A 17099-nucleotide genomic window follows, 5' to 3' on the forward strand; every position below is an offset into this window, starting at 1 on the left:
GTCAGCCTCCGAATACGCGTTGCAGGAAACCTTTCTTCGGCACGTCGAGGAAGCGCAGGGCGCGTTCCTCGCCGAGGATGCGGGCCACGGTGTCGCCGTAGGCCTGGCCGGCGTTGGAGGCCTCGTCGAGGATCACCGGCACGCCGGAGTTGGAGGCGGCCAGCACCTGTTCCGACTCCGGGATCACGCCGACCACGCTGATGCCGAGGATATCCTCGACGTCCTTCACGCTGAGCATGTCGCCGTTGGCCACGCGCGCCGGGCTGTAGCGGGTCAGCAGCAGGTGCTGCTTGACCGCGTCGCCGCCGCGTTCGGCGCGGCGGGTCTTGCTGGCGAGCAGGCCGAGGATGCGGTCGGAGTCGCGCACCGAGGAGACTTCCGGGTTCACCACCACCACCGCGTGGTCGGCGAAGTACATCGCCAGGTGTGCGCCTTTCTCGATGCCGGCGGGCGAATCGCACACGATGTAGTCGAAGCCGTCCTGGGACAGGCCGTCGAGCACCTTTTCCACGCCTTCCTGGGTCAGCGCGTCCTTGTCGCGGGTCTGGCTGGCGGCCAGCACATACAGGTTGTCGTGGCGCTTGTCCTTGATCAGCGCCTGCTTCAGCGTGGCCTCGCCGTGCACGACGTTGACGAAGTCGTACACCACGCGGCGTTCGCAGCCCATGATCAGGTCGAGGTTGCGCAGGCCGACGTCGAAGTCGATCACCGCGACCTTCTTGCCGGCTATCGCGAGGCCGGTGGCGAGCGAGGCGCTGGTCGTGGTCTTGCCTACGCCGCCCTTGCCCGAGGTGACAACAATGATTTCAGCACTCAAGGAACCATCTCCCGGGAACGTTCTTGTCGTTGTGGTTGAAGCGCCCGCTCACAGGCGGGCAAGCAGCAGTTTTTCGCCTTCCAGCCAGCATCGCACGGATTGGCCTTCGAGGTCTTTCGGTATCTGCTCGAACACGCGGTAATGGCCGGCGATGGCCACCAGCTCGGCGCGGAAGTCGTGCACGAAGATGCGCGCATCGGTGTCGCCCTGAGCGCCGGCCATGGCGCGGCCGCGCAGGCCGCCGTAGATGTGGATGTCGCCGTCGGCGATCGCCTCGGCGCCGTTGGCGACGGTGCCGGTGACTACGAGGTCGCGGTCGCGCGCATAGACCTGCTGGCCCGAGCGCACGGCGCTGTCGTGGTGCAGCGTGCCCTGCGAGCGCTCCTGCGCGGGTTCGGCCGCGGGCGCCTCGCGCACCGGCGTGGCGGCCGGCTCGGGGTCGGTCGTGGGGGCGCCGCCGCCCGACGGCTCGTAGGCGGCGCGGAACTTGGCGATCAGCGGCAGGCCCATGCGCCGGGCCAGCGCCTCGGTCTCGCTGGTGCCGTAGGCCAGGCCCACCGGCAGCATGCCGGCGCTGCGCACGGCCTCCAGCAGGGCGTCGACGGCGCCGTCGTCGGGCAGCTTCAGCAGGTGGCTGAGGTCCAGCACCACGGCGGCACGGGCGAACAGCTGCGGCGCGGAACGCACCCGGCGCTCCAGTTCCTCGCACAGCGCGGCGGCGTCGACGCGCTTGATGCGCACGTTGGCGATGCCCACCTGGCCGAAGCGCAGGTCGCAAGCGTCGGCAGACTCCACGGCGGCGGTCATGCGTGGCGCTCCCCGGCTTGCCTGCGCGGTTGGGTGGTCGGTGCCGGCCGCCGGCGTTCGGCGAGCCAGGGGAGGTCAGGCAGGCCGCCGTGTTCGAGCCAGGTCTCGCGCACGTAGGCGTAGCTGGGCAGCTCCTTGGCGAGCAGGCTGACCTGGCGCTCCTGCCGTGCCATGCGCTGCTGGCCCACTTCCTGGAAGCCATAGGTGCCGTGGAACAGCACGATGACGTCGTCGCGAGGCTCCAGGAACACCTCGCAGGCGAGCAGCGGCACGCGTACCTCCGCGTAGCTGGTGACGTCGCAGTAGAAGATGCGGCCGAGGCCGTGGCGGCGGTAGGCATTGGCGATCACGATCCGGTCGATGTACACGAACGCGGGGTAGTGCTCGCTGAACCAGACGTAGTTTGGACTGCGGTAGTCGCTGCCTTCGCGCAGCGCGATCAGGAAGCCGGCGATATGGCCGTCGATCTCGGCGACGCGAAAGTAGTCCGCACGCTCGAAGAAGTAGCGCAGCTGCGCGGCGTCGAGGGCGATGATGGATTGACCGGCAGCGTTGTTGAGGGCCAGCACGGCGTCCAGGTCGTGCTCGCTGACGTCGCGGATGGCGAGGGCCATTCGTTGCTCCGCAGGGATGAGGTGGGCCGAGGCCGGCGTGGCCTCGCGGCAAGGGCGCATTATGGCATGCACCCGCCACCGGCACACCTCGCGCCGCCACATGTAAAGCGCGCGTAAAGCCAGTGCGTGCCTTTCGGCAGGGATGACTTCCCGCGCATTGCGCGGGCCGGGCGCGTGTCCAATGATGGAGGGTATGTCCCAGGTCAATTTCAGCCATATCCGGCTGCTGCGCTTCGCCGGATTGTTCACCTATCTGTGCGTGGGCACGCCGTTGCTCACGGAGTGGGCGCCCGACCGCCTGAGCCAATTGAATCGCCCCGGGTTCTCGCTGCTGATCTGGACGCTGTGCTACCTGTCGTTCGGGGTGTTGTACTGGGCGGTGACCTACGACCTGGGTTCGCGCCGCCACGTGGGGCTGAGGCTGGTCGGCGTCCTGGTGATGAGCGCCGCGGCGGTCGCCGTCGGCTGGTACAGCCACAGCGGCCTGGTCGCGATGCTGTTCGCGGTGACGTCGCTGGTGCTGCCCTGGCTGCTGCCGCTCTGGCTCGGCGTGTTCTGCATCGTGTTGCAGTACCTCAGCCTGATCGCGGTGTTCGTGCACTTCCCCGAGTTCGGCCACAGCTTCATCAAGGTGATCCTGCAGACCATCATCTACCTGGGCATCTGCGCGCTGGCGTTCATCGCCTCGGTGGTGGCCAGCCAGCAGACCGAGGAGCGCGAGGCGCTGCGTCGGCTCAACTCCGAGCTGCGCGCCACCCGCGCACTGCTGGCCGAGTCCAGCCGGCTGGCGGAGCGCATGCGCATTGCACGCGAGCTGCACGACCTGATCGGCCACCACCTGACTGCGTTGAGCCTGAACCTGGAAGTGGCCAGCCACGTCTGCAACGAGGACGCCGGCGCGCACGTGCGCAAGGCACAGGCCACGGCCAAGCACCTGCTGACCGACGTGCGCGAGGCGGTGAGCGAGTTGCGCCAGGACGACGCGATCGACCTCACCCAGGCGCTGCGCAGCCTCACCGAAGGCGTGCCGGGGCTCCAGGTGCACGTGAGCATGCCGCCGCGCTTCAGCGTGGAGGATCCGCGCCGCGCCCAGGTCCTGCTGCGGTGCGCGCAGGAGATCATCACCAATACCGCGCGGCACGCCGGCGCGCGCAACCTGTGGCTCACCTTCGCCTATGCCGGGCCGAGCCTGCTGGGGCTGCATGCGCGCGATGACGGCCGCGGCGCCACGCAGCCGGAGGCGGGCAACGGCCTGTCGGGCATGCGCGAGCGGCTGGCCGAGTTCGGTGGCAGCCTGGTGCTGGAAACCGCGCCGGGCGAGGGTTTTGCGCTCACCGTGCGCCTGCCGCTGGGCGAGCAGCCGGAACTGGCGCACGCGCCGTCGCGGACCGAGCCGCCGGCGCTGAGTGTGCCCTGATGCTCACAATGAGTTCGCGCCGCGCGCTTTTCGCATGCCAGAATGCGCCGGTTCGGACGCCGCATTACTCCCCCAGTCGTTCGCCGCTGCGCCGGAACGACGACCGCTTCGAGGATCCGCGATGATTTCCGTCTGTCTCGTCGACGACCAGAACCTGGTGCGCCAGGGCGTGCGCTCGCTGCTCGATCTGGCCCAGGACATCCGCGTGGTGGCCGAATGCGCCGACGGCGCGCAGGCGTTGCAGGAGATTCCCCGCGTCAAGCCCGACGTGGTGCTGCTCGACCTGCGCATGCCGAACATGAGCGGCCTGGAGGTGCTGCAGTCGCTCGCCGCGCGCAGCGAGCTGCCGCCGACCATCATCCTCACCACCTTCGACGACGACCAGCTGGTGCTGCAGGGTCTCAAGGCCGGCGCGCGCGGCTATCTCCTGAAGGACGTCTCGCTGGAGCAACTGGTGGAGGCGGTGCGCACGGTCGCCGTAGGCGGCTCGCTGGTGGCGCCCATGGTCACCCAGCGCCTGCTGGCCGGGGTGGGGCGCATGCAGAACCAGTTCACCAGCCTGGAGCAGCCCGACCCGCTGACCGAGCGCGAGACCGAGATACTGCGCCTGCTCTCCGGCGGCTACTCCAACAAGGAGATCGCCAATTCGCTGAAGGTGGCGGAGGGCACGGTGAAGAACCACGTCTCCAACATCCTCTCCAAGCTGGGCGTGCGCGACCGCACCCGCGCCGTGCTGAAGGCGCTGGAGCTGGGCATCGTCTGAGTCACGGCGTGCCGCTGTTTCCATGCGCCTGCGGATGCTGCGGCGCAGCGTCCGGCGCGGGGCTGCAAGCCTGCTGCAACAAGGCCTTGCGGCCGTCCATACGGCATGCCGGAACCCGATGGCGTTCCGGCGCATGAGCAAGTAACATCCAGTCCTTCGGCGTTTGCCGACCCCCGGTCATCTCCCCGCGATCGAGCCGTAGCCAAGGCCCGCGCGACGGCTGGGGCAACACCTGAGTACCGCGTACAGACGCTCGGAGACCCTGGAATGATGCGTGTTCGTGTTCTTGAATTTCTGATGGCGTGCGCCATCGTCATCGGCGTCGGCGTGCTGGCCGCGGTGATCATGCCCGGCAGCGGCCACATCGAGCGTTCGCTGGTGGTCGGCAAGGACATGCGCCAGGTCTACGACGTGCTGGACAACTTCCATCGGCTGCCCGAGTTCTCGGTGCTGAACTCGTACGACCCGCACGTCAAGTACAGCTGGTCCGACAAGGCTTTCGGCCCCGGCGCCACGATGAGCTGGTCCAGCAGCGATCCCCGCGTGGGCAGCGGCTCGCTGACCATCGACAGCGCCACCCCGGATTTCAACAAGGTCGACGGCACTGCCAAGAGCGCGAAGATCGTGTGGGACGTGGACAACGGCTGGAAGGGCTACGACAAGACCTTCACCTTCGACCTTGAGCGGCAGGGCAGCCGCAACCAGCTCACCAACATCACCTGGTCGTACGACGTGAAGTACGGCTGGAACTTGGTGAACCGCTTCGCCAACCTGTACATCCACGGCGATCCCGACTCGTTCATCGAGTACGGCCTGAACAACCTGCAGAACACGCTGGCCACGGTGCCGAACGTCAGCTATGGCGACCTGATCCCGTACATCCGCCAGACCCAGCAGACCCCGGTGCTGCTGGTGCCGGCCTCGATCCAGCGCAAGGACGGCATCGAGGGCCTGGCCGACACCGTCAACAAGGCGGTGGCGCAGATCCAGGCCACGGCGAAGAAGCTGGGCGTGAACATCACCGGTCCGCGCATCATCTTCACCACCAACTACGGCGACACCACCTACACCTTCGACGTGGCGATGCCGATCGATTCGAGCACCGTCAACGTCAACGGCCAGACCCAGCAGCTCACCGCGCCGACGCCACCCGCACTGGACAGCAGCGCCCCGGCCGATGCCGGCACTGCTGCGACCCCGGCCGCCCCGGCCACGCTGAACCCCGGCGACCACGACAAGTTCGGCCGCCTGGTCGTCGACGGTGACGTGCGCGCCACCCTGGCGTTCGGCGGTCCCGCGCTGGAAGGCGTGTGGAACGGCACCGCCGCCGGCGTGCCGCAGACCCGCGACATGCTGAAGGCCTATGCGCTGACCCACGGTTACAAGTTCGACGACGTGGTGAACCGCATGTACGACATCCTCGCCAAGCCCGAACTGAAGGACGCGCAGGGCAACATCACCAGCTACGCCGAGTACGACGTGTACCTGCCGGTCACCAACGCGCCCGACCAGACCCCGGAGCAGGCCGCCGGCATCAAGCAGCCGACGCTGGAAGTGGAAGGCCCGGCCGCCGCCGGCAGTGCACCGGCCCCGGCCGGCACGGCCCCGGCGCCTGCCGCCAGCAGCCACTGAGTCGCGTCTGGCGTTCCATCGAAAGGCCCTTCCCCGGAAGGGCCTTTTGTTTTGTGCCGCGATGTGCCGGCGCGACTGAACCTTCCCGCTGCCTTGCGGTACATTGCAGGTGATCCCGCCGCCCGCCCATCCATGATCGAGACCGAACGACTCACCCGCCGCTACGGCCAGCTCACCGCGGTGGACGCGCTGAGCATCCGCGCCGAACCCGGCCAGGTGCTGGGCCTGCTCGGCCCGAACGGCGCCGGCAAGTCCACGGCGATGCGCATGATCGCCGGTTTCCTCGCGCCCACCAGCGGTACCGCGCGGGTCTGCGGCCACGACGTGCAGCGCGAGCCGCTGGCCGCTCGCCGCGCGCTGGGCTACCTGCCCGAGGGGGCACCCAGCTACGGCGAGATGACGGTGCGCGAGTTCCTCGTGTTCATCGCGCGCATGCGCAAGCTCACCGCCGAGATGGGGCGCCGCCGGTTCGACGAGGTGGTGGGCTGGCTGCAGCTGGAAGACGTGCTGGAGGCCGGCATCGACACACTGTCCAAGGGCCTGCGTAGGCGCGTTGGGCTGGCCCAGGCGATCCTGCACGATCCGCCGGTGCTGATGCTGGACGAACCCACCGACGGCCTCGATCCCAACCAGAAGCACACCGTGCGCCAGCTGATCGACGCGATGGCGCGCGAGCGCACCATCCTGATCTCCACGCACCTGCTGGAAGAGGTCCACGCGCTGTGCAATCGCGTGGTGATCGTCGCGCGTGGCCGGCTGCTGGCCGATGCCACGCCGGCCGAACTGGAGGCGCGCTCGCGCTACCACGGCGCGGTGTCGTTCAGCGCGCCGGGCAGCGGGGTCTCGCAGGAGATGCTGGGCCGGCTGCCGCAGGTGGCGGCGATCGAGGTGGATCCGCTGGACGGACGCATCACCGTGTTCCCGAAACCTGGCGCCCGCATCCTGGAGCCGGTGGAGCAGTTGCTGCGCGAGCAGGGACTGGAAGTTTCCGAGATCCAGCTCGAGCGCGGGCGGCTGGACGAAGTGTTCCGCCAGATCACCACCGCGCAGGACGGGGCGAGGGCGAGCGCATGAGCCCGGTCAACGCGGTAATGCGGCGCGAGCTGCGCAGTTTCTTCGTGACGCCGATGGCCTATGTGTTCCTGGTCATCTTCCTGGTGCTCGCGGGCATCCTCACGTTCTACACGGGCGATTTCTACGAGCGCGGCCAGGCCGACCTGCAGCCGTTCTTCGTGGTGCATCCCTGGCTGTACCTGATCCTGGTGCCGGCGGTGACCATGCGCATGTGGGCGGAGGAGGCCAAGGGCGGCACGCTGGAACTGCTGCTGAGCCTGCCGCTGACGCTGTGGCAGGCGATGCTGGGCAAGTTCCTTGCCGCGTGGCTGTTCATCGGGCTGGCGCTGGCGCTGACCTTTCCGATCTGGCTCACCGTGAACTACCTCGGTTCGCCCGACAACGGCGTGATCTTCGCGGGCTACCTCGGCAGCTGGCTGATGGCCGGCAGCTTCGTGGCGATCGGCGCCTGCCTGTCCGCGCTCACCCGCAGCCAGGTGGTGGCGTTCGTGCTCACGGCCACGGTGTGCGTGCTGCTGATCCTGGCCGGCCAGCCGCAGGTGCTGGACTTTTTCTCCGGCGCGCTGCCGCGCCGGCTGATCAACGCACTGGCCTACCTCAGCATGTTGCGGCACTTCGAGGCGATCGCGCGCGGCGTGCTCGACCTGCGCGACCTGGCCTACTTCGTGCTCAGCATCATCGGCTGGCTGGTCGCCGGCGTGCTGCTGCTCGAACTGAAGCGGGTGCGCTGACGATGGGCCGCCTGCGCCTTCCCGCCGCATTCACCACGCCGCTGCGCTGGAACCGGCGCGCCACGCTGTACACGGCGCTGATATTGCTGACCCTGGTCTTCGTCTCGCTGATCGTGTCGAGCGGACACTGGCTGCGCGCGCGACGCATCGACCTCACCACCGACCGGCTGTACACGCTCTCGTCCGGCACGGTGCAGATCGTCGACCACCTGCAGCGGCCGCTGCGCCTCACGCTGTACTTCTCCGAGCACGCCACCCGCGACCTGCCCAAGCTGCGCAGCTACGAGCAGCGCGTGCGCGACATGCTGCAGGAGATCGCGGCCCGCTCGCACGGGCGCGTGCAGCTCGCGGTGGTCGACCCAGTGCCGTACTCCGACGACGAGGCCAGCGCCGAGGGCGCCGGGCTGACCCCGGCCAGCGGCGGCAGCAACGGCGAACGGGTGTTCTTCGGCCTCGCCGGCAGCGTGCTCGCCGGCGGCGCCGACGGCGAGACGGCCGAGGCGGCGCCGGAGCGCACGCTGGCGATCCCGTTCTTCGACCTGTCGCGCGAATCCTTCCTCGAATACGACATCGCCAAGCTGCTGTACGAGCTGAGCCAGGCCAGCAAGCCGCACATCGGCGTGATCAGCTCCCTGCCGGTGGAGGGCAACCCGGTGCTGGGCCAGCAGCCCTGGGTGGCGATGCAGCAGCTGTCCCAGCTGTTCGAGGTGAAGACGATCAACCCGGACCAGCTCAAGCAGGTCGGCGCGGACATCCGCGTGCTGCTGCTGATCCATCCCAAGCAGTTGCCGGCGGACGCGGTGTACGCGATCGACCAGTACGTGCTGCGCGGCGGCCACCTCGTGGTGTTCGTCGACCCGGATGCGGAGCTGGACGACACGCCGGGCGATCCCGCCAGCGGCACCTTGCCCGACCACAGCTCGGACCTACCGCGGCTGTTCGCGGCCTGGGGCGTGCGCTACGACCCGCACGAAGTGGTGCTGGATCGCGCGCACGCACTGACCATCGAGCTCAACGGCAACAACATCAGCCATCCGGCGATGCTGGGGCTGGACGCGCAGCAGCTCAACCACGGCGACGTGGTCACCGCGAGCCTGCAGCGCATCGACTTGTCGACCGCCGGCCACTTCGACCTTGCCCCCAACGCGAGCGCGCGGCTGATCCCCTTGCTGCAGAGCAGCGCCGACGCCGAGGCGGTGCCGGCGGTGCGGGTACTGCAGGCCAGCGACAACCCGGCGCTGTTGCTGCAGGACTACAAGCCGGACAACACCAACTACGTGTTCGCCGCGCGCCTGCGCGGCAGTTTCACCAGCGCGTTTCCCGAACGCGCGAAACAACCCGGCCACCTGGCGCGCTCCGCGGCCGACGACGAGGTGATCCTGGTCGCCGACACCGACCTGCTCAGCGACCGCCTGTGGGTGGAGCCGCAGACCATCCTGGGCCAGACCATGATGCGGCCGTTCGCCAACAACGGCGAGTTCGTCAGCAACCTGGTGGACAACCTCAGCGGGTCCTCGGCGCTGCTGTCGGTCCGTGGCCGTTCCGCCTCGCAGCGGCCGTTCACCCGCGTGGAGGCGCTGCGCAACGTGGCCGACCAGAAATTCCTGCAGAAGGAGCAGGAGCTGGAACGCGAGCTGGCCGAGACGCGGCAGCGGCTGGAGGAACTGCAGCCCGGCAAGGGCGCCCACGGCGGCAACGTCAGCTCCGAACAGCGGCGCGAGATCGAGCAGTTCCGCCAGCGCCAGCTGGCGATCAACAAGGAGCTGCGCGACGTGCAGCACCAGCTCAACGCCGAGATCGACGCGCTGGGCCTGCGCCTGAAGGTGATCAACATCGTCGTGGTGCCGGCGCTGGTGGCGTTGCTCGGCCTGCTGTACGGCTGGCGCCGCACCCGCCGCAACCGGCGGCGGCCGTGAGCACGCCGGTGCCGCGGGCGGCAATCCGCCGCAATGGGCGCGCCATCGCCCGCGCTATGCTGGGCTGATGGCGACGTTGCTGAAATGGTTCGTGCCGTGGGAGTTCTCGTGGGTATTCCTCGCGAGCTTCCTCATGGCCGGCGTGCTGTACTGGCGCGGCAGCCGGCGCCTGCGCGTGGGTCGCTGCCGACGCGCGGCGTTCTGGGCCGGCATGGCGATCATCTGGCTCACGCTGCAGACCTACCTGGATTTCTACGCCGAGCACGAGTTCTTCGTCCATCGCCTGCAGCAATTGCTGCTGCATCACTTCGCGCCGCTGCTGATCTGCGCCTCGTTCCCCGCCAGCGTGCTGCGCGCGGGCCTGCCGCGGCGCTGGCGCGTGCGCTGGCTGAAACCGCTGCGCCGCTCGTGGCCATGGCGCGCCACCAGCGGCGTGCTGTTCCAGCCGCTGTTGGCGTCGACGCTGTTCGTGTTCTTCGTGCTGATCTGGCTGGTGCCGTGGGCGCAGACGCTGGCCATGCTGGACTGGCGCGTCTACCGCTTCATGAACTGGACGATGCTGCTCTCCGGCTTCGCCTACTGGTCGCTGATTCTCGACCACCGGCCGCACCCGCCGGGACGCATGGGCGCCGGCATGCGCGTGCTGTCGCCGGGCATCACGATGGCGCCGCAGATCCTGGCTGGCGCGATCGTCACGTTCTCGCGAGCCGACCTCTACCCGATCTTCGAGATCTGCGGGCGCGCCTTCAGCTTCAACGTGCTCACCGGCCAGATGATCGGCGGCGTGATCACCTGGGTACCGGCGGCGCTGCTGGAGTCCGTCGGCGGCCTGCTGGCGCTGCGCCAGTGGCTGCGGCTGTCGCGCAACGGACGCCTGCCGCGCAAGACATGGCAGGCGACGCGCCTTACTCAGTCCTGATCGCTCAGGGCGCCCGCAGGCCGCGCAAGGAAATCCACCGGCAGCGTGGAGCCGTCGCCGAACTTCAGCGTGACGCGCACGATGTCGCCCGGCCGCACCGGCTGCTTCGCGTCCATCAGCATCAGGTGGTAGCTGCCCGGCGCGAGCGCCTGCGTGCCGTGGGCGGGAATGGCCAATGCATCGACCATCGTCATGCGGCTCATGCCGCCCACGCGCGAACTCTCGTGCAGCATTGCCCCGCCGTAGGCAGGGCTGCTGGCGCCGGTCAGCGAGACGGGCCGGTCGCCGTCGTTGCGCAGTACCACATAGGCGCCGGCTGGCAGTGCGCCAGGCAGCACGCGGATCCAGGCGTGGCTCGCGCTCACGTGTCCCGTCTCGGCATGCGCGAAGCCCGCGACCAGCAGGCCGACCAGCAGAAGCGGCAGGGCGATACGCTTCATGCGGAAGTCCCCGCGTCCAGCAGCAGCTGCACGTCGTGCACCAGGTCGTCCTGCGGCGTGATGGGCGTGGACAGCACGCGGGCGCGGCCGTTGCGGTCGAACACGTAGATCGCCGAGCTGTGGCTGACCTCGTAGTTGCCGTCCTTGCCGCCCGGTTCGCGGGTGAACGAGGCGCGGTAGCGCTTGACCAGGCCCTCGATCGCACCGGGGCTGCCGGTAAGGCCCACTGTGTGCTTGTCGAAGGCGTTGACGTAGGCGTGCAGCACGGCCGGCGTGTCGCGCGCGGGATCGACGCTGACGAACAGGATGCGCACGTCGTCGGCCTGTTTGCCCAGCTTCTGCATCACCACGTGCAGGTGGGCCAGGGTCAGCGGGCAGACGTCGGGGCAGTGCGTGTAGCCGAAGTACAGCAGGAGCACCTTGCCGCGGTAGTCCGCGGCGCTCACTGCCTTGCCGTTGTCGTCGGTGAGCCGGAACGCGAGGTCCGGCATGTGCCCGCTGATGTTGGTGAGCTTGAACGGCAGAGCGTCGCGGTGGCAGCCGCCCAGCAGCAGGGCGCCGGCCAGCGGCAGCCAGAGCAGGGCGAGACGCAGGAGGCGCGGGAACTTCATGCGAGAATCCGTGGACTGCAAGCGCCCAAGCATACGCCAGCGCGTCTGCCGTGCGACCGCCTGTCCCCGGAGTCCGGCCATGCTGCGACAAACTGTCCGACCCCCTGCCGATCGTTCCCGCGCCGGCCTCGCGGCCGGCTTCGCGGGCGCCAGTGCGGTGCTGCTGGGCGCGTTCGGCGCGCACGCGCTGCGCAACCTGCTGGACCCCGCCCACCGCGAGTTGTGGCACACCGCGGTGGAATACCATGCATGGCATGCGCTGGCACTGGTCCTCGCGGCGGGGCTCGGCACGGGGCGCGCCGGTCGCTGCGCGGTGAGCGCGTTCGCGCTCGGCATCGTGCTGTTCAGCGGCAGCCTGTACGCGCTGGCGCTGGGGGCGCCGCGCTGGACGGGCATCGTCACGCCGTTCGGCGGCGTTGCTTTCGTGGTCGGCTGGCTCGCGCTGGGCCTGGCGCTGCGCCCGCAAAAGGCCTGACACCGGCACGACGTCATGCGCGTGTCATGCGGCGGCGCGAGCATGACCGGCATGCCTGCCGTCGTGCCTTCGTCCCTGCGTTGCTGGTGGCCTGCCCTCGCCCTGTGGGCGGGCCTGCTGGCGATCGTGCTGGGTGGCTTCGGCCTGGCGCACCCCCCGCCGGGCTCGGGGCAGCTGATGCGCTGGCACGATGCCGGCCACGACTGGCTGCTGGCTGCCGACGACGAGGCTGACCAGCTCAATGTGTACGACGCGGCCGACGGCCGCCTGCTGCACCGGCTGGACGCCCGCACGGTGGGCGACATCGCCGCACTGGCCCGGCGCGACGGGCGCCTGTACGTGGTGGACGACGACGGCAGGCGCAGCGAGCTCGGCTTGCCGCAGCTGACGGTGGCGATGTCCGGCAGCCACTGAGCGGGCATGCCGTCGCCTCAGCCGCCGGAACCGATGCCGTTGCCGGATGCGCCGGCAGGCGAGGCGGGAGCGCTGTCGATCGGTGCGTCGAAGAGTTCGGTGACCGACTTGATGCTGTCGATGCGCAGGTGGCCGAACAGGTCGGTGACGCCGTAGAAGTGCCACGGGTCGCCGTCGCCGCTGTCCAGCGCGACATGGGTGCTGTCGAAGCGCCGCAGCGCGGCGTCGTAGCTCTGCCAGCGCTTGCCCGTCCACGCCTGCACCCAGGCATGCGGCACGAACACGCGCGCGGCGCTGCCGTAGCGGTCGGCGTAGACCATGCCGGTGACCACGCGCGCGGGCACGCCCGCGGCGCGCGCCATCGCCGCCAGCAGCACGGCGAACTCGGTGCAATCGCCCTCGCGGTTGGTCGCCACTTCCAGCGCCGAGGCGTAACCCACGTCCAGCCCGTGCTGGGTGATGTAGCCGCTGACGAAGTCGCGCAGCCGGCGCATCTTCAGCACCGGCGTGCCGGCGTTGCCGATCGCCACCGCGGTTAGTTCGCGGATCAGCGGCGCACCGGATTGCAACCAGGCATTGGCCGCGAGGTCGTCCGGCTGTGGCGGCGGTTGCCCATGCTCGTGCGGGCCGCCGGTGTCGATCTGCCAGTCGCCGTGGCCCAGTGCGGTGACGCGCTGTTCGTCGGTGTCGATGAACGGCTGCGATGCGTTGCCGTCGACGTGCACGCGGTAGCGCAGCGAGCTGCTGCGCAGGTTGGGCGTCAGCGCGCGCGGCGAATCCGCCATCGCCGCGTGGAACATGTCGATGCTCTGTGCCGGCGCCTGCGCGCAGGCGCGATCGCAAGCCAGCATTTCCATGCGGCTGCCCAGCATGCCGAGCAACCCCTTGCGCACCTGGCCACGCGCATCCAGCCACAGGTCCAGCACCTGGTCGCCGCGTGCCTGGTGCAGCACCTGGCGCTGGTGGTCCAGGCGCTCCGCGCCGCCGGGCAGCTGCACCGTCTCGACACCGAGTACCTCGGTGTCGACGTCCATCACCTGCCGGCTGGCCGGGTCGAACATCGACAGCCGGTAGTGGCCGCCGGGCTGCCGGCCGGCGGCCCGCATGGCCAGGCGCTGGCCTTCGGCGAGCAGGGCGCCGGCGGGCCAGTCCATGGTTTCCTGCCGCGTGGCGCCGCCCACGGTGATGCCGACGCGGAAGCGGCCGTCGGGCAGGCGCGCGCCCTCGACCACGCTGTCCATCGCCGACATCGTGGTGCGCGCGCCGAAGCCCAGCGGCTGGCCTGCCGCCGTTTCCACGCTGCGGATGGTGTTGCCCAGCGGGATGCTCTTGCCGTTGCGGGTCAGCAGGATGGACAGCGTCTGGATGGTGGTCACCGTCTCCCCGTCGCGCTGGCGCTCGACGTGCAGGCTGCCGATCTTGCGGCCGCCGAGCAGCACGCTCATCCAGGTTTCCTCGCTGGTCGTCGTGCTGCTTGCAGGGGCGGTGGCGGGAGCCTGCGCGCGGGTCGGCGCGACGAACGCGCAGGCCAGGCACAACGCCAGCCAGAACAGGGCGTTCGGGCGATCCATGGGACGGCTCCGCGGGGACGGGTGCGGCCAGTGGAAGCCGCGGCGCGGGCGCGGTCAATGCGCGGCGCAGCAAAATCTTGCGTCGACGCGGCGGCCACCGTGCTCCGCCTACAATGCGCTCCCGCCCAACGACGGATCACCTCCATGAAACCCTTCGGCACGCCCCATTCCGACCATGCCGTGCGCGTGCTGCTGCTGGGGTCCGGCGAGCTGGGCAAGGAGCTGGCGATCGAGCTGCAGCGCTACGCGGTGGAAGTGATCGCGGTGGACCGCTACGCCGCCGCGCCGGCGATGCAGGTGGCGCATCGCAGCCACGTGGTCGACATGCTGGACGGCGCCGCCTTGCGCCGCGTGATCGAGGCCGAGCACCCCGACCTGGTGGTGCCGGAGATCGAGGCGATCCACACACCCACCCTGGTCGAGATGGAGCGCGAGGGCTTGCACGTGATCCCCACGGCGCGCGCCGCGTGGCTGACGATGGACCGCGAGGGCATCCGCCGGCTGGCCGCGCAGGAGCTGGAACTGCCCACCTCGCCGTACCGTTTCTGCGACAACGAGGCCGACTACCGCCGCGCGGTCGCCGACATCGGCTATCCGTTCGTGATCAAGCCGGTGATGAGTTCCTCGGGCAAGGGCCAGAGCATCGTGCGCGGCGAGGCCGAACTGCAGCACGCCTGGGACTATGCGCAGTCCGGCGGCCGTGCCGGGCAGGGCCGGGTGATCGTGGAAGGCTTCGTCGACTTCGACTACGAGATCACCCTGCTCACCGTGCGCCACCAGGCCGGCACCAGCTTCTGCGCCCCGATCGGCCATCGCCAGGAGGACGGCGATTACCGCGAGTCATGGCAGCCGCAACCCATGAGCGACAAAGCGCTGGCCGAGGCGCAGCGCCAGGCGGCGGCGGTGTCGAACGCGCTGGGCGGCTGGGGCGTGTTCGGCATGGAGTTCTTCGTCAAGGGCGACCGCGTGATCTTCTCCGAGGTCAGCCCGCGCCCGCACGACACCGGCCTGGTCACCTTGATCTCGCAGGACCTGTCGGAATTCGCGCTGCATGCGCGCGCGATCCTGGGGTTGCCGATCCCGGCGATCCGCCAGCTCGGCCCTTCGGCCTCGTGCGCGGTGCTGGTGGAAGGCGAGGGGCGCGCGCCGCGCTACCACGGCGTGGCGGCCGCACTGGCCGAGCCGGACACCCAGTTGCGCCTGTTCGGCAAGCCCGAGGTGAAGGGCCGCCGGCGCATGGCGGTGACGCTGGCGCGCGACGCCGATATCGAGGCGGCGCGTGCCAAGGCCGTGCGCGCGGCGGGATGTCTTCACGTGGAATTGTGATACGCCTCGCCGGCATCGGCTAGGCTTGGGCGGTTCATCGCGCACGGGAGTCGCTCATGCAATCGACGGGTTTCGCACACTGGCTGGTGGTGCTGGTGGAGACGTTCGCGGCGCTGTTCGTCGTGCTGCTGGTGGTGGCGTTGGTGGTGGTCGCGGCGGTGTGGGTGGTGGACCGCAACCAGACCTCCAACGCGGTACTACGCAACTTCCCGGTGATCGGACACTTCCGCTACGGCTTCCTGCGGCTGGGCGAGTTCTTCCGCCAGTACCTGTTCTCCAGCGACCGCGAGGAACTGCCGTTCAACCGCGCCCAGCGCGTGTGGGTGTACCGCGCGGCGAAGAACGCGGAGAACACCAACGCGTTCGGCTCCACCCGCGACCTGCGTGGCGAAGGCGTGCCGTTCTTCGTCAATGCGGCGTTCCCGGCGCTGGGCGACCACCACGTGGAGTCGAAGCCGGTGCGCATCGGCCCCTATGCGCGCGAGCCCTACGACCATGCCGCGTTCTTCAACATCTCCGCGATGAGCTTCGGCGCGCTCGGTGCGCCCGCGGTGCGCGCGCTGTCGCACGGCGCAGCCAAGGCCGGCATCTGGGTGGACACCGGCGAGGGCGGGCTGGCGCCCTACCACCTCGAAGGCGGCTGCGACATCGTGTTCGAGATCGGCACCGCCAAGTACGGCGTGCGCACGTCGGACGGCAAGCTCGACGACCAGAAATTGCTGGCGATCTGTGCGCACAAGCAGGTGAAAATGGTCAGCATCAAGCTCGGCCAGGGCGCCAAGCCCGGCATGGGCGGCCTGCTGCCGGCGGCCAAGGTGACGCCGGAGATCGCCGAGATCCGCGGCATTCCGGTGGCGCAGGATTCGCAGAGCCCGAACCGGCACCTGGACATCGGCAACGTGACCGAGCTGCTGGATGCGATCCGCCACATCCGCGAGCTCACCGGCAAGCCCACCGGTTTCAAGGCGGTGTTCGGCGACATGGCGATGATCGAGGAGCTGTGCGACGAGGTGCGCAAGCGCGGCATCGAGAGTGCGCCCGATTTCATCGTCGTGGACGGCTCCGAGGGCGGCACCGGCGCCGCGCCGCAGACCCTGATGGAAGGTGTGGGCCTGCCCTTGCACGAGGCGCTGCCCGCGCTGGTCGACACGCTGGTCGTCAAGGGCCTGCGCGAGCGCGTCAAGGTGATCTGCTCGGGCAAGCGCATCACCGCCTACGACGTGGCCTGGGCGCTGTCGATGGGTGCGGACTTCGTCAACTCCGCGCGCGGCTTCATGCTGGCGCTGGGCTGCATCCAGTCGCTGCAATGCAACCGCAACACCTGCCCCACCGGCATCACCACCCAGGACCCGAAGCTGCAGCGCGGCCTGGTGGTCACGGACAAGAGCGAGAAGGTGGCGAACTACGCGAAGAACGTGATGCACGAGGTGGGCATCATCGCCCACAGCTGCGGCGTGGACGACCCGCGCCAGCTCGACCGCACGCACTGCCGCGTGGTGGGCGACGACGGCATCTCGGTGCCGCTGGTGAAGCTGTTTCCGTATCCGGAAGTGCACGAGGCCTGAATCCGCA

The 17099-nt window shown here is 69.4% G+C and carries 17 protein-coding genes; 11 read left to right on the forward strand and 6 right to left on the reverse strand.

What is annotated here, in order from left to right; genetic code table 11:
- Position 1: 1 nt before the first annotated feature.
- From minD to AC2EWF_RS01610, 3 genes are read right to left on the reverse strand one after another with little or no spacing between them, the layout of a single operon-like run.
- Positions 2-817 carry a septum site-determining protein MinD gene (minD, locus tag AC2EWF_RS01600; protein ID WP_483637608.1) on the reverse strand — a complete coding sequence of 272 codons (816 nt, stop codon included), beginning with the start codon at positions 815-817 and terminating at the stop codon, positions 2-4.
- A 48-nt stretch (positions 818-865) separates the two neighbouring features.
- Complete coding sequence (minC, locus tag AC2EWF_RS01605) at positions 866-1624, reverse strand: septum site-determining protein MinC (RefSeq protein ID WP_483637609.1); 759 nt, start codon at positions 1622-1624, stop codon at positions 866-868.
- A complete protein-coding gene (locus tag AC2EWF_RS01610; protein WP_483637610.1) occupies positions 1621-2238 on the reverse strand; it encodes a GNAT family N-acetyltransferase in 618 nt (205 codons plus the stop codon). The genes minC and AC2EWF_RS01610 overlap by 4 nt, the downstream gene beginning before the upstream one ends.
- A 193-nt stretch (positions 2239-2431) precedes the next feature.
- On the opposite strand from AC2EWF_RS01610, the gene AC2EWF_RS01615 reads away from it, so the two are divergent.
- From AC2EWF_RS01615 to AC2EWF_RS01645, 7 genes are all read left to right on the forward strand, one after another.
- Positions 2432-3655: a sensor histidine kinase gene (locus tag AC2EWF_RS01615; protein WP_483637611.1), complete on the forward strand. Its 1224-nt coding sequence runs from the start codon at positions 2432-2434 to the stop codon at positions 3653-3655.
- A 121-nt stretch (positions 3656-3776) separates the two neighbouring features.
- Positions 3777-4418: a response regulator gene (locus tag AC2EWF_RS01620; protein ID WP_483637612.1), complete on the forward strand. Its 642-nt coding sequence runs from the start codon at positions 3777-3779 to the stop codon at positions 4416-4418.
- 297 nt (positions 4419-4715) lie between these two features.
- Positions 4716-6050 (forward strand): SRPBCC family protein, encoded by a 1335-nt coding sequence (locus tag AC2EWF_RS01625; protein ID WP_483637613.1) that lies wholly within the window; start codon positions 4716-4718, stop codon positions 6048-6050.
- 132 nt (positions 6051-6182) lie between these two features.
- Positions 6183-7124 carry an ABC transporter ATP-binding protein gene (locus AC2EWF_RS01630; protein ID WP_483637614.1) on the forward strand — a complete coding sequence of 314 codons (942 nt, stop codon included), beginning with the start codon at positions 6183-6185 and terminating at the stop codon, positions 7122-7124.
- Entirely contained in the window at positions 7121-7855 is a 735-nt protein-coding gene (locus AC2EWF_RS01635; RefSeq protein WP_483637615.1) for an ABC transporter permease subunit, read from the forward strand. The genes AC2EWF_RS01630 and AC2EWF_RS01635 overlap by 4 nt, the downstream gene beginning before the upstream one ends.
- 2 nt (positions 7856-7857) lie before the next feature.
- The gene (locus AC2EWF_RS01640; protein WP_483637616.1) at positions 7858-9771 is read left to right on the forward strand and encodes a Gldg family protein; all 1914 of its coding nucleotides are present in this window, start codon (positions 7858-7860) and stop codon (positions 9769-9771) included.
- Between the two features lie 64 nt (positions 9772-9835).
- Positions 9836-10690: a cytochrome c oxidase assembly protein gene (locus AC2EWF_RS01645; RefSeq protein ID WP_483638239.1), complete on the forward strand. Its 855-nt coding sequence runs from the start codon at positions 9836-9838 to the stop codon at positions 10688-10690.
- Here the strand turns inward: AC2EWF_RS01645 and AC2EWF_RS01650 are convergent.
- Positions 10681-11130: a copper chaperone PCu(A)C gene (locus AC2EWF_RS01650; RefSeq protein WP_483637617.1), complete on the reverse strand. Its 450-nt coding sequence runs from the start codon at positions 11128-11130 to the stop codon at positions 10681-10683. The genes AC2EWF_RS01645 and AC2EWF_RS01650 overlap by 10 nt on opposite strands.
- Positions 11127-11741, reverse strand: coding sequence for an SCO family protein (locus AC2EWF_RS01655; protein WP_483637618.1), 615 nt, complete (start codon positions 11739-11741; stop codon positions 11127-11129). The genes AC2EWF_RS01650 and AC2EWF_RS01655 overlap by 4 nt, the downstream gene beginning before the upstream one ends.
- 79 nt (positions 11742-11820) lie before the next feature.
- Between AC2EWF_RS01655 and AC2EWF_RS01660 the strand changes: the two genes are divergently transcribed.
- Complete coding sequence (locus AC2EWF_RS01660) at positions 11821-12216, forward strand: DUF423 domain-containing protein (RefSeq protein ID WP_483637619.1); 396 nt, start codon at positions 11821-11823, stop codon at positions 12214-12216.
- Between the two features lie 51 nt (positions 12217-12267).
- On the forward strand, positions 12268-12630 hold the full coding sequence (locus tag AC2EWF_RS01665; RefSeq protein ID WP_483637620.1) for a YncE family protein: 363 nt from the start codon (positions 12268-12270) through the stop codon (positions 12628-12630).
- Between the two features lie 17 nt (positions 12631-12647).
- Here the strand turns inward: AC2EWF_RS01665 and AC2EWF_RS01670 are convergent, their stop codons facing one another.
- On the reverse strand, positions 12648-14201 hold the full coding sequence (locus AC2EWF_RS01670) for a transglutaminase domain-containing protein (RefSeq protein WP_483637621.1): 1554 nt from the start codon (positions 14199-14201) through the stop codon (positions 12648-12650).
- 144 nt (positions 14202-14345) lie between these two features.
- Here AC2EWF_RS01670 and purT point away from each other — a divergent pair, with 144 nt between their 5' ends.
- Both purT and AC2EWF_RS01680 read left to right on the forward strand, forming a co-directional pair.
- Positions 14346-15527: a formate-dependent phosphoribosylglycinamide formyltransferase gene (gene purT / locus AC2EWF_RS01675; RefSeq protein WP_483637622.1), complete on the forward strand. Its 1182-nt coding sequence runs from the start codon at positions 14346-14348 to the stop codon at positions 15525-15527.
- Between the two features lie 56 nt (positions 15528-15583).
- Complete coding sequence (locus AC2EWF_RS01680; RefSeq protein WP_483637623.1) at positions 15584-17092, forward strand: FMN-binding glutamate synthase family protein; 1509 nt, start codon at positions 15584-15586, stop codon at positions 17090-17092.
- Positions 17093-17099: the final 7 nt, after the last annotated feature.

The sequence above is a fragment of the Rhodanobacter sp. sgz306013 genome, from assembly GCF_057031145.1.

Excerpts from the sequence above, each read along its gene's own strand:
- minC (WP_483637609.1), bottom strand. The coding sequence starts at position 1,624 with ATGACCGCCGCCGTGGAGTCTGCCGACGCTTGCGACCTGCGCTTCGGC.
- AC2EWF_RS01610 (WP_483637610.1), bottom strand. The coding sequence starts at position 2,238 with ATGGCCCTCGCCATCCGCGACGTCAGCGAGCACGACCTGGACGCCGTG.
- AC2EWF_RS01615 (WP_483637611.1), top strand. The coding sequence starts at position 2,432 with ATGTCCCAGGTCAATTTCAGCCATATCCGGCTGCTGCGCTTCGCCGGA.
- AC2EWF_RS01620 (WP_483637612.1), top strand. The coding sequence starts at position 3,777 with ATGATTTCCGTCTGTCTCGTCGACGACCAGAACCTGGTGCGCCAGGGC.
- AC2EWF_RS01625 (WP_483637613.1), top strand. The coding sequence starts at position 4,716 with ATGGCGTGCGCCATCGTCATCGGCGTCGGCGTGCTGGCCGCGGTGATC.
- AC2EWF_RS01630 (WP_483637614.1), top strand. The coding sequence starts at position 6,183 with ATGATCGAGACCGAACGACTCACCCGCCGCTACGGCCAGCTCACCGCG.
- AC2EWF_RS01635 (WP_483637615.1), top strand. The coding sequence starts at position 7,121 with ATGAGCCCGGTCAACGCGGTAATGCGGCGCGAGCTGCGCAGTTTCTTC.
- AC2EWF_RS01640 (WP_483637616.1), top strand. The coding sequence starts at position 7,858 with ATGGGCCGCCTGCGCCTTCCCGCCGCATTCACCACGCCGCTGCGCTGG.
- AC2EWF_RS01650 (WP_483637617.1), bottom strand. The coding sequence starts at position 11,130 with ATGAAGCGTATCGCCCTGCCGCTTCTGCTGGTCGGCCTGCTGGTCGCG.
- AC2EWF_RS01655 (WP_483637618.1), bottom strand. The coding sequence starts at position 11,741 with ATGAAGTTCCCGCGCCTCCTGCGTCTCGCCCTGCTCTGGCTGCCGCTG.
- AC2EWF_RS01660 (WP_483637619.1), top strand. The coding sequence starts at position 11,821 with ATGCTGCGACAAACTGTCCGACCCCCTGCCGATCGTTCCCGCGCCGGC.
- AC2EWF_RS01665 (WP_483637620.1), top strand. The coding sequence starts at position 12,268 with ATGCCTGCCGTCGTGCCTTCGTCCCTGCGTTGCTGGTGGCCTGCCCTC.
- AC2EWF_RS01670 (WP_483637621.1), bottom strand. The coding sequence starts at position 14,201 with ATGGATCGCCCGAACGCCCTGTTCTGGCTGGCGTTGTGCCTGGCCTGC.
- purT (WP_483637622.1), top strand. The coding sequence starts at position 14,346 with ATGAAACCCTTCGGCACGCCCCATTCCGACCATGCCGTGCGCGTGCTG.
- AC2EWF_RS01680 (WP_483637623.1), top strand. The coding sequence starts at position 15,584 with ATGCAATCGACGGGTTTCGCACACTGGCTGGTGGTGCTGGTGGAGACG.